Annotated in this window: 1 protein-coding gene; it reads left to right on the forward strand. The window is 76.6% G+C overall.

Going from position 1 to position 13,053, the window contains the following annotated elements; genetic code table 11:
• Positions 1-300: 300 nt before the first annotated feature.
• Complete coding sequence (locus ACWCV9_RS13185; protein WP_450786199.1) at positions 301-13,047, forward strand: SDR family NAD(P)-dependent oxidoreductase; 12,747 nt, start codon at positions 301-303, stop codon at positions 13,045-13,047.
• Positions 13,048-13,053 lie beyond the last annotated feature (6 nt).

Below are 13,053 nucleotides of genomic sequence, written 5' to 3' on the forward strand. Positions count from 1 at the left end.
AGTAGACAGGCGGCGAGCGGAGAGGTGCCGGGCGGAGCGGCCCCCTGGCGGGGCCGGGGCCGCCCCATGCCCTGCCGCGCGCGGCGGACGCCGTGACCACGACCGCCGCGGCGGTCCGGGGAACCGTGGTCACGGCGCGCCCGCCGCCCGCACGCGCCGGGTGGGGCGCGCCCGTACGACCGGACGCTCCGGCCTGCCCGCGATGCCGCCGGCGCGGTCCGCCCCGAGCGCGCTCCTGCCCGGCAGTTCCGACGTGTCGCCGACGAGGCGACCTGGGGGGAAATTCAGGTGGGTAACCGAGTGGGTAACGCTGCTGTCCAGGAACCGGTCGCGATCGTCGGCCTGGCCTGCCGGCTGCCGGGGGCGCCGGATCCGGCCGCGTTCTGGCAGCTGCTGCGCGACGGCCGGGACGCCCTTGGCGAACCCGGTCCGGGGCGCTGCCGTCCGGACGGCCCGGCCGCGCCCGTGCTGCCCTCCGGCGCGCCGGTACGGGCCGGATTCCTGGACCAGGTCGACTCCTTCGACGCCTCCTTCTTCGGCATATCACCGGGTGAGGCGGCGGTGCTGGACCCGCAGCAGCGGCTGGCGCTGGAGCTTGCCTGGGAGGCCTTCGAGGACGCCGGGATCGTCCCCGGCGACCACGGCATCGACGGCGGCACCGGGGTGTACATCGGCGCCACCTACGACGACTACGCCGCCCTGCGCGGCACCCGGCTCAGCCCGCACTCGGCCACCGGCCGCAACCGGGCGATGATCGCCAACCGGGTCTCCTACGCCCTGGGCCTGAGCGGACCGAGCCTGGTGGTGGACAGCGCCCAGTCCTCCTCGCTGCTCGCGGTGCACCTGGCCTGCCGCGCGCTGGCGGCGGGGGAGTGCACGGTGGCGCTGGCCGGCGGCGTCCAGCTGAACATCACCCAGGACGGCTACGACCTCACCCGGGCGCTCGGCGCGATCTCACCGGACGGCCGCTGCCACACCTTCGACGAACGGGCCAACGGGTTCGTGCGCGGCGAGGGCGGCGCCGTGCTGGTGCTCAAACCGCTCGCGGCCGCCCTGGCCGACGGGGACACCGTGCACGCCGTCATCCGGGGCAGCGCCACCAACAACGACGGCGGCGGAGACACCCTCACCGCCCCGCGCCAGGAGGCCCAGACCGAGGTGGTGCGGCTGGCCTGCACCGCCGCCGGGATCACCCCGGACGAGCTGCGCTACGTCGAACTGCACGGCACCGGAACGCCGTTGGGCGACCCGGTCGAGGCCGCGGCGCTCGGCGCGGCGGCCCGCCGCGAACAGCCGCTGGCGGTCGGCTCGGTGAAGACCAACATCGGCCACCTGGAGGGCGCGGCCGGCATCGCCGGACTGCTCAAGACGGTCCTCTGCCTGGCCCACCGGGAACTGGTCCCCAGCCTGAACTTCCGCACCCCCAACCCGCGCATCCCGCTGGCCGAGCTGGGGCTGCGGGTGGTCACCGAGACCGGGCCGTGGCCCGCCGGGGACGGCCCGCTGCTGGCCGGGGTGAGCGCGTTCGGCATGGGCGGCGCCAACTGCCATGTCGTCCTGGCCGAACCACCGGCCCCGGAGACGGCGCCGCGCGGCGAGGCCGGGCGGTACGACGGCCCGGTGCTCGTGCCGCTGTCCGCGCGGTCCCCGGCGGCGCTGACCGAGCTGGCCGGCCGGCTCGCCGAGCCGGCCGCGGCGAACCCGGTGGATGTGGCCTACTCGCTGGCCACCACGCGCACCCCGCTCGACCGGCGCGCCGTGTTGGTCGCCGAGTCGGCCGAGGAGGTGCCCGGCCTGCTGGCGGCGCTGGCCGGCGACACGGCGAACGCACGGGTGGTGCGCGGCACCCCGGTCGAGGGGCGGACCGTGTTCCTCTTCGCCGGCCAGGGCAACCAACGGCCGGGAATGGCCCGGGAGATCTACCGGCGCCACCCCGTGTTCGCCGCCGCCGTGGACGAGATCTGCGCCGGCCTGCGCCCGCATCTGCCCCGGCCGCTGCCGGAGGTGCTCTTCGCCCCGGAGGGCTCCGCCGAGGCGGCGCTGCTGGACGAACCGCTGTACACCCAGCCGGCGCTGTTCGCCGTACAGGTCGGGCTGTTCCGGCTGGTGGAGAGCTGGGGGATCACCCCGGACGCGGTGCTCGGCCACTCCTTCGGCGAGCTGGCCGCCCTGCATGTCGCCGGGGCGATGTCCCTGCCCGACGCCTGCGCGCTGGTCGCCGCCCGCGGCCGGCTGATGCAGGACATCCCGCCCGGCGGGGCGATGGTGCTGGTGGAGGCCTCCGAGGCCGAGCTGCTGCCGGACGTCGAGGACTCCGCCGGACTGGTGTCGATCGCCGCCCTCAACAGCCCCACCGCGACGGTGATTTCCGGCGACGAGGACGCCACCCTGGCGATCGCCGGCCGCTGGGCCGGGCAGGGCCGGCGGACCCGGCGGATCCAGGTCCCGATGGCCAGCCACTCGGCCCATGTGGACGGCATCCTGGACGGGATGCGCGCGGCCGCGGCCCGGGTGGACTGGCGGCGCCCGGACCTGCCCGTCGTCTCCTCGCTGACCGGCGCCGAGCTGGACGTGACCGGGCTGGACTGGCCGGAGTTCTGGGCGCGCCACACCCGGGGCACGGTCCGGTTCGCGGACGCGATCGCCACGGCCTGCGCGGGCGGCGCGCGCACCTTCCTGGAACTGGGCCCGGACGGCACGCTGTGCGCGATGGGCCCGGGCAGCGCACCGGAGGACGTCGCGTTCGTCTCCGCGCTGGCCGGCGGGGAACGCCCGGACGAACGGTCGCTGCTCACCGCGGTCGCCCGGCTGCACACGCGCGGGGTGCCGGTGGACTGGGCGCGGTTCTACGCCGGTTCCGGCGCCCGGCGGATCCCGCTGCCCACCTATCCGTTCCAGCGGCGCCGGCACTGGATCACCGGGGTGACGGGCACCGACAGCACGGTGCCCGCCGCGCCGGCGGCGCCGGCGCCCGAGGTGTCCCGGCTGGCGGCGCTGCCCGCGGACGAGCGGGAGCAGGCGGTGCGCGCGCTGGTGCGGGCCGAGGTGGCCGCCGCGCTGGAACTGTACTCCGCCGATGCCGTGGACGGACACCGCCCGTTCCGGGAGCTGGGCTTCGGTTCCCTGATGGCGGTGGAACTGGGGCAGCGGCTGGCCGAGTCGGCCGGACTGCGGCTGCCCGCCACCGTTGTACTGGACCACCCGACCCCGGACCGGATCACCGCGCACCTGATCGACCGGCTGGCCGCCCAGGCACCGTCGACCACCGAAACACCGGTGGCCACCGCGCCCGCCGCACAGACTCCCGCCGTACCGGTGACCGCCGACGAGCCGATCGCCATCGTCGGGATGGCCTGCCGGTTCCCCGGCGGGGTCGGCTCACCGGCGGAGCTGTGGGACCTGGTGGCCGCGGGCGGCGACGCGATCGGCGCCTTCCCCACCGACCGCGGCTGGGACCTGGACGGGCTGTTCGACCCGGACCCGGACCGGCCGGGCCGCAGCTACGCCCGCACCGGCGGCTTCCTGTACGACGCCGCCGAGTTCGACGCGGGCCTCTTCGGCATCTCGCCGCGCGAGGCGCTGGCCATGGACCCGCAGCAGCGGCTGCTCCTGGAGACCTCCTGGGAGGCGCTGGAGCGGGCCGGGATCGACCCGCTGTCCCTGCGCGACACCGCGACCGGGGTGTTCGCCGGGGTCATGGCGCAGGACTACGGCCCGCGGATGCACGAGGGCGCCGCCGGCCTGGACGGCTATGTGCTCACCGGCACCACGGCCAGCGTCGCCTCCGGCCGGATCGCCTACACCCTGGGCCTGCGCGGCCCGGCCGTCACCGTGGACACCGCGTGCTCCTCGTCGCTGGTCGCGGTGCACCTGGCGGCGCAGGCGCTGCGCGCCGGGGAGTGCTCGCTGGCCCTGGCCGGAGGCGTGACGGTGATGGCCACGCCGGGCATCTTCGTGGAGTTCTCCCGGCAGCGCGGCCTCGCGCCGGACGGGCGGTGCAAGTCCTTCGCGGCCGCGGCCGACGGCACCGGCTGGGCGGAGGGCGCCGGACAGCTGGTGCTGGAACGGCTCTCCGACGCGCGGGCCAACGGCCACCCCGTACTGGCGGTGCTGCGCGGCTCGGCGGTGAACCAGGACGGCGCCTCCAACGGGCTCACCGCCCCCAACGGCCCCGCACAGGAACGCGTGATCCGCTCCGCGCTGGCCGCCGCCGGTCTCTCCCCGGCCGACGTCGACCTGGTCGAGGCACATGGCACCGGCACCACCCTCGGCGACCCGATCGAGGCCCAGGCCCTGCTCGCCACCTACGGCCAGGGCCGCACCGGTGAGCCGCTCTGGCTGGGGTCGCTCAAGTCCAACATCGGCCACACCCAGGCCGCCGCCGGCGTCGCCGGGGTGATCAAGGTCGTGGAGGCGCTGCGGCACGGGGTGCTGCCGCGCACCCTGCACGTGGACGAGCCCTCGCCGTACGTGGACTGGGGGTCCGGCGCGGTACGGCTGCTCGACGCGGCCCGGCCCTGGCCGGAGCGCGACCGGCCGCGCCGCGCCGCGGTGTCCTCCTTCGGCATCAGTGGCACCAACGCCCATGTCGTCATCGAACAGGCCGCGCCCGCGACCGTCTCCCCGGCGGCACCGCACCCCGTGCTGCGCTCCGGCCCGGTGCCGGTCGTGGTGTCCGGGCACACCGCCGCCGCGCTGCGCGCCCAGGCCGAGCGGCTGGCCGTCCATCTGGAGCAGTTGGAGCCGGAGTCCGCGCCGGCCCTGGCGGACATCGCGTGCGCGGCCGCCACCGGCAGGGCCGGGCTGGCCCACCGCGCCGTACTCACCGCCACCGACCACGCCGACCTGGTACGCGGCCTGCGCACCCTCGCCGCCGACGCCGACTCGCCCGCCCTGGTGCGCGGAGTCGCCGACGCGGACGGCCGTACGGTGTTCGTGTTCCCGGGGCAGGGGGCGCAGTGGGCGGGGATGGCGGTGGAACTGCTGGACTCCTCACCGGTGTTCGCGGCGCGGATGGCGGAGTGTGCGGAGGCGTTGGGGGAGTTCGCGGAGTGGTCGCTGCTGGGTGTGTTGCGGGGGGAGGTGGGTGAGCCGGGGCTGGATCGGGTGGATGTGGTGCAGCCGGTGTCGTTCGCGGTGATGGTGTCGTTGGCGGCGTTGTGGCGGTCGTTCGGGGTGGAGCCGGATGCGGTGGTGGGGCATTCGCAGGGGGAGATCGCGGCGGCCTGTGTGGCGGGGGCGCTGTCCCTGCGCGACGCCGCCGCGGTGGTCTGCCTGCGCAGCCGCGCGCTGACCCAACTGTCCGGCGAGGGCGGCATGATGTCCGTGTCGCTGCCGGTCGCCGAGCTGGAACCCCGGCTGGCACGCTGGGCGGACCAGGTGTCGGTGGCCGCGGTCAACGGGCCCGCCGCGGTGGTGCTGTCCGGCGCCCCCGGCCCGCTGCGCGAACTCGCCGCCGAGCTGACCGCCGACGGGGTGCGGGCCCGGCTGGTCGCCGTGGACTACGCCTCGCACTCCCCGCAGGTGGAACGTATCCGCACCGAACTGCTGGACCGGCTCGCCGGAATCCGCCCGCGCACCGCCGAGATCCCCTTCTACTCCACGGTGACCGGCGAACGGCTGGACACCGCCGGCCTGGACGCCGACTACTGGTACCGGAACCTGCGCGGGACCGTCCGCTTCGAGGAGACCGTCCGCGCCCTGGACCGGGCCGGGCACCGGGTGTTCGTGGAGGCCAGCCCGCACCCCATCCTCACCGCCGCCGTGCAGGACACCGTCGAGTCGGCGGGCAGCACCGCCGTGGTGGTCGGCTCCCTCCGCCGCGACCAGGGCGGCCCCGGCCGGTTCCTGCTGTCGCTGGCCGAGGCCCATGTGCGCGGCGTCCGGGTCGACTGGACCGCCGCCCTCGGCGCCACCGGCCGACGGGTGGAACTGCCCACCTACGCCTTCCAGCGGGAGCGCTACTGGCTGGCCACCCCGGCGGGCGGCACGGATCCGGCCGGGTTCGGGCTGGACGCCACCGCACACCCGTTGCTCGGCGCGGCCGCACCGGTGGCCTCCACCGGGGAACTGCTGCTGACCGGGGAGCTGTCCCGGCAGCGCCACCCCTGGCTCGCCGACCACACGGTGTTCGGAACCGCCGTGCTGCCCGGCACCGCCTTCGTCGAACTGGCCGTACGCGCCGGGGACCAGGCCGGCTGCACGGTCCTGGAGGAGCTGACCGTGCACGCCCCGCTGCCGCTGCCGGAGCGCGGCGGTGTACGGGTGCAGGTGGTGCTCGGTGCGCCCGGCGAGGACGGCGGCCGCACCGTGGACGTGTACTCCCGGCCGGGCGGCGCCGAAGAGGCCCTGGCACCGGGGTCCGGCGGCCCGCAGTGGACGCACCACGCCACGGGCCGGCTCGGCGTGGCCGAGGCGCCCGCACCCGTACCCGGCGGCCGGCTGCCGGACGGCGCCACCCCGGTCGACCTGACCGGCCACTACCCGGAGCTGGCGCGCCGCGGCTACGGCTACGGACCGGCGTTCCAGGGCCTGCGCCGACTGTGGCGGCACGGCGAGGAGCTGTACGCCGAGATCGCCCTGCCCGAGCCGGAGGCATCGGACGCGGCAGCCTTCGGCCTGCACCCGGCGCTCCTGGACGCGGCGCTGCACGCGGCCGTCCCGGCCGAGGGCACCGGCGCGTCCGCCGACGGCACCGCCGCCCTGCCCTTCGCGTTCTCCGGGGTCCGGCTGTACCGGAGCGGGGCCGCCGCGGCCCGGGTGCGGTTGCGGCCCGCGGGCGCGGGAGCCGTGTCGCTCACCGTGACCGACGCGGCGGACCAGCCCGTCATGGTGATCGACTCGCTGGTCTTCCGGCCGGTGCACGCCGGACAGCTCGCCGCCGGCCGCCGGGACCACCTGTACCGCACCGACTGGGTGCCCGTGCCGGCCCCGGCGCAGGCCGGCGCCGTGCAGCTGACGACGGGGCCGGAGGGGCTGGACGAGCTGGGCGACCGGGTGGCCGCCGCGGTGGGCGTCCCGGTGGCCGGCGTGACCGAGGCCCTGGCCGTGGCCCAGCGCTGGCTGGCCGAGGAGCGGTTCGCCGCATCCCGGCTGGTGCTGCTCACCCGCGCCGCGGTCGCCACCCGCACAGGGGAGCCGGCCGACCCCGAGGCCGCGGCGGTGTGGGGCCTCGTCCGCAGCGCCCAGACGGAACACCCGGACCGGTTCGTGCTGCTGGACAGCGACGGCAGCGTGCCCGACGGGGTCGCCCTGGCCACCGGTGAGCCCCAACTGGCGGTACGGGACGGGCGGTTGCTGGTGCCCCGGTTGGTGCGGGTGACGGAGGCGGCGCCCGAGTCGACGCCTTGGTCGGCGGATGGCACGGTGCTGGTCACTGGGGCGAGTGGCACGCTCGGGCGGCTGGTGGCGCGGCATCTGGTGGAGCGGCACGGGGTGCGTGCCCTGGTGCTGGCGTCCCGGCGCGGTGGTGACGCTCCCGGCATGGGTGAGCTGCTCGCCGACCTGACGGAACTCGGCGCCTCGGCCCGGGCGGTGGCGTGCGATGTGGCCGACCGGGACGCGGTGGCCGCGCTGCTGGCCGAGCACCCGGTCACGGCCGTGGTGCACGCCGCCGGCATCCTCGACGACGGCGTACTCGCCGCGCTCACCCCGCAGCGGGTGGCCGAGGTCTGCCGCGCCAAGACGGACGGCGCCCGGCACCTGGCCGAGCTGACCGGCCCGGACCTCACCGCCTTCGTGCTGTTCTCCTCGGTGGCCGGCACCCTCGGCAACGCAGGCCAGGCCGCCTACGCGGCCGCCAACGCCGCACTCGACGCCCTGGCCGCCCAGCGCCGCGCCGCCGGACTCCCCGCCACCTCGGTGGCCTGGGGACTGTGGGCCGAAACCAGCGGGATGACCGGCCGGATGGCGGACACCGACCGGGCCAGGCTGGCCCGCGCCGGGGTCGTACCGCTCGACTCGGGCACCGCGCTCGACCTGTTCGACGCGGCCACCGCACGGGACGAACCGGTGCTGCTGGCCGCCCGGCTGGACCCGGCGGCCCTGCGCGAACGGGCGGCCGAGGGCGTGCTCGCCCCGGTGCTGCGCACCCTGGTCCCGGCGGTGCGCCGTACCGCCGCCGCGGACGGGACGGCGGACGGCGCGGACGCCCTGCGCCGGCGGCTGGCCGAGGGCGAGCCGCTGCGGGTGCTCCAGGACCTGGTGCTGACCCAGGCCGCGGTGGTCCTCGGCCACACCGACCCCGGCGGCCTGTCACCGGACCGGCCCTTCAAGGACTTCGGCTTCGACTCGCTCACCGCGGTGGAGCTGCGCAACCGGCTGGGCCGCGCCACCGGGACCCGGCTGCCCGCCACGGTCGTCTTCGACCACCCCACCGCCGCCGCACTCGCCGCCTACCTGCACGCCGAACTCGTCGGCGACACCGCCCCCGCGACCCACTCCCCGGCGCCGGCCGTGACCGCGGACGAGCCGATCGCGATCATCGGCATGGCCTGCCGGTTCCCCGGCGGCATCGCCTCCCCCGAGGACCTGTGGAACCTGGTGGCCGCCGGCGGCGACGCCATCGGCGGCTTCCCCACCGACCGCGGCTGGGACGTCGCCGGCCTGTACGACCCGGACCCCGACCGGGCCGGCCACACCTACACCCGGCACGGCGGCTTCCTCCACGACGCCGGCCTCTTCGACGCCGGACTGTTCGGCATCTCGCCGCGCGAGGCACTGGCCATGGACCCGCAGCAGCGGCTGCTCCTGGAGACCTCCTGGGAGGCGCTGGAGCGGGCCGGGATCGACCCGACCTCGCTGCGCGGCAGCCGCACCGGCGTGTTCACCGGCGTGATGTACCACGACTACGCCAGCACGCTGCGCGAACTGCCCGAGGGCGTCGAGGGACACCTGCTCACCGGCACCGCCGCGAGCGTCGCCTCCGGCCGGGTCGCCTACACCCTCGGCCTCCAGGGCCCCGCGGTCACCCTGGACACCGCCTGCTCCTCCTCGCTGGTGGCCCTGCACCTGGCGGCGCAGGCGCTGCGCGCGGGCGAGTGCTCGCTGGCCCTAGCCGGAGGCGTCACGGTGATGGCCGAGCCGACCACCTTCACCGCGTTCTCCCGGCAGCGCGGGCTGGCCGTGGACGGCCGGTGCAAGTCCTTCGCCGGGGCGGCCGACGGCACCGGCTGGTCCGAGGGCGTCGGCCTGCTGCTGCTCGAACCGCTGTCCGCGGCCCACCGGGCCGGCCACCGCGTGCTGGCCGTGCTGCGCGGCTCGGCCGTCAACCAGGACGGCGCCTCCAACGGCCTGACCGCCCCCAACGGCCCCTCCCAGGAACGCGTGATCCGCGCCGCGCTCGACGCCGCCGGACTGACCCCCGCGGACGTCGACGCCGTCGAGGGCCACGGCACCGGCACCCCGCTCGGCGACCCCATCGAGGCCCAGGCACTGCTGGCCACGTACGGCGCCGAGCGCGACCGGCCGCTGTGGCTGGGCTCGGTCAAGTCCAACATCGGGCACGCCCAGGCCGCCGCAGGCGTCGCCGGGGTGATCAAGGTCGTGGAGGCGATGCGGCACGGGGTGCTGCCCCGCACCCTGCACGTGGACGAGCCGTCCCCGCACGTGGACTGGGCGTCCGGCGAGGTGCGGCTGCTCACGGAGGAACAGCCCTGGCCGGACACCGGCCGCCCGCGCCGCGCCGCGGTGTCCTCCTTCGGCATCAGCGGCACCAACGCGCACGTCGTCATCGAGCAGGCCGACGACACCGCACCCGCTGCGCCGGAACCGGCCACCGCGCCGGTGCCGCTGCCGCTGCCGGTCGCGCTGTCCGGCCGGACCGAGGACGCCCTGCGCGCCCAGGCCGCCCGGCTCGCCGGTCATCTCGCCGGCCACCCGGACACCCCGCTGCTGGACATCGCCTGGTCCAGCGTGACCGCCCGGGCCGCCCTGGAACACCGCGCGGTCGTGCTGGCCGACGGCAGGGAACAGCTGGCCGAGCGGCTCGGCGCGCTGGCCGAGGGCCGGGACACCCCGGGCGTGCTCCGCGGCACCGCGGCCGACGCGGCCCGAAGGGTGGCGTTCGTGTTCCCCGGGCAGGGCGCGCAGTGGGCCGGCATGGCCCTGGAACTGCTGGACTCCGCACCGGTGTTCGCCGCCCGGTTCGCCGAGTGCGCCGCCGCGATCGAGACCCACGTGGACTTCTCGGTGCTGGACGTCCTGCGCGGCGCCCCCGGCGCGCCGCCGCTGGAACGCGTGGACGTGGTGCAGCCGGTGACCTTCGCCGTCACCGTGTCGCTGGCCGCGCTGTGGCGCGCGTACGGCGTCGAACCCGAAGCGGTGATCGGCCACTCGCAGGGCGAGATCGCCGCTGCCTGCGTGGCCGGGGCGTTGTCCCTCGCCGACGCCGCCGCCGTGGTGTGCCTGCGCAGCCGCGCGCTGACCGAGCTGTCCGGCAAGGGCGGCATGATGTCGGTGGCCCTGCCCGCCGAGGAGGTCCGCGCGCTGTTCGCCGACGACCGGCTCGCGGTGGCCGCGGTCAACAGCCCCGCCTCCACCGTCGTCTCCGGCGACCCGACCGCCCTGGAGGAGCTGGCGGCCGACTGCGCGGCCCGCGGGGTGCGGACCCGGCGCATCGCGGTGGACTACGCCTCGCACTCCCCGCAGGTCGCCGCCGTCGAGGACAGCCTCGCCGGGCTGCTCGCCGGGATCACCCCGCGCGCGGCCCGTACCGAGCTGTACTCCACCGTCACCGGGCAGCGGCTCGACACCCGCGAGCTGACCGGCGCCTACTGGTACACCAACCTGCGCGAGACCGTCCGCTTCGCCGACGCGGTACGCGCCGCGCTGGACGCCGGGATCGGCACCTTCCTCGAGGTCAGCCCGCACCCGGTGGCCGCCCCGGGCGTCCAGGAGACCGTGGACGCCGCCGGCGCCCGGGCCGCCGTACTGTCCACGCTGCGCCGCGACGACGGCGGTTGGCCGCGGTTCGCCCAGGCCCTGGCCGAGGCACAGGTGCGCGGAGCCGGGGTGCGGCTCGCCGAGGTGTTCACCGGCAGCGGCGCCCGGCCGGCGGACCTGCCCACCTACGCCTTCCAGCACGAGTGGTACTGGCTGGCCGAACAGGCCCGGTCCCGGACCGACTCCTGGCGCTACCGCGTCGAGTGGCGCCCCGCGGAAGCACCCGAACGCACCGCACCGGACGGCGTGTGGCTGGCCCTGGTGCCCGGCTCCGGCGCGGACCGGACCTGGCTGGAGACCCTCACCGGCGGCCTCCCGGTGCACGTGGTCACCGTGGACACCGAACACGCCGACCGCACCGCACTGACCGGCCTGCTGCGCCGCGCGCTGGCCGAGCACACCCCGCGCGGCGTGCTGTCCCTGCTCGCCGCCGACCGCCGCCCGCACCCCCGGCACCCCGTGGTACCGGCCGGGGCGGCCGCCACCCTGGCCGTCGTCCAGGCCCTCGGCGACCTGGCGGCCACCCTCCCGCTGTGGCTGGTGACCTCCGGTGCCGTGGCCACCGGCCGGGCCGATCCGCCGCGCGAGCCGAGCGCCGCCCAGGTGTGGGGCCTGGGCCGGGTCGCGATGCTGGAACACCCGGCGTTCTGGGGCGGCCTGGTCGACCTGCCCGCCGACCTGGACGAGGCCGCACTGGACCAGCTGCGCGCCGTACTCGCCGGAGGCCGGGGCGACGAGGACCAGCTCGCGATACGCGCCTCCGGCACCCTCGTACGACGCCTGGTGCACGCCCCGCCCACCCCTGGCGCCGCGGGCCGCTGGCAGGCCCGGGACACCGCGCTCGTCACCGGCGGCACCGGCGCCCTCGGCCCCGAGGTCGCCCGCTGGCTGGCCGGACTCGGCGCCCGGCACGTCGTCCTGGTCAGCCGCAGCGGGCCGGACGCCGAAGGGGTCGCCGACCTCGCGGCCGAACTCGACGGCCTGGGCGTACGGCTGACCGCCCACGCCTGCGACATCGCCGACCGGGACGCCGTGGCCGCACTGCTGGCCGGGCTGCGCGAGCAGGGCGAGACCGTGCGCACCGTCGTGCACGCCGCCGCCCTGATGCGGCTGGCCGCGCTGCCCGACACCGACCTCGCCGAGTACGCCGACGTCCTCACCGCCAAGGTCCAGGGCGCCCGGAACCTCATCGAACTCCTCGACCCGGCCGAACTCGACGCGCTCGTCCTCTACTCCTCCATCGCCGGGGTCTGGGGCAGCGGCGACCACGGCGCCTACGCCGCGGCCAACGCCGAACTGGACGCCCTGGCCGAGCAGGCCCACGCCGCCGGACTGCCGGTGACCTCGGTCGCCTGGGGCGTCTGGGACGGCGCCCGCTTCCCCGACGGAGTCGACGCCGACCAGCTGCGCCGCCAGGGCCTGCCGCTGATCGCCCCCGGCCCGGCGCTGGACGCGCTGCGCACCGTCCTCGAACACGCCGAGACCGGACTGTCGGTCGCCGACGTCGACTGGGCCAGGTTCATGCCCCTGTTCAGCTCGGCCCGCACCCGGCCGCTGTTCGCCGAGATCCCCGAGGCACAGCGCGCCCTGCACACCACCACCGCAACGGAGGAACGGCCGTCCGGTTCCGGCTGGGCCGAACGGCTGGCCGGGCTGCCGGACACCGAGCGCCGCAACGCCCTGCTCCGGCTGGTGCGCGAGCAGGCCGCCGTGGTGCTGGGCCACTCCGGCGCCGGCGCGATCGGCGCCGACCGGGCCTTCCGCGACCTCGGCTACGACTCGCTGACCGGCATGGAACTGCGCAACCGGCTCGCCGAGGCCACCGGCCTCACCCTGCCGGCCACCCTGGTCTTCGACCAGCCCACCCCGGCCGCGGTGGCCGAGTATCTGCGCACCCGGCTGGCGCCTCCCGAGCCACCTCTCCTCGCCGAACTCGACCGGCTCACCGAACGGCTGTCCACGGTGGCCGACGACGGCGACCGGGCCGAGATCGAACGGCGGCTGCGGGCGATGCTCACGCTGGTCGGCGGCGACGAGGACGACTTCGACCCCGCGTCGAACGAGGAGATCTACGACCTCATCGAACGCGAACTCGGGGAGAGCTGAAGGGCG

The organism is Streptomyces sp. NPDC001606 (assembly GCF_053596835.1).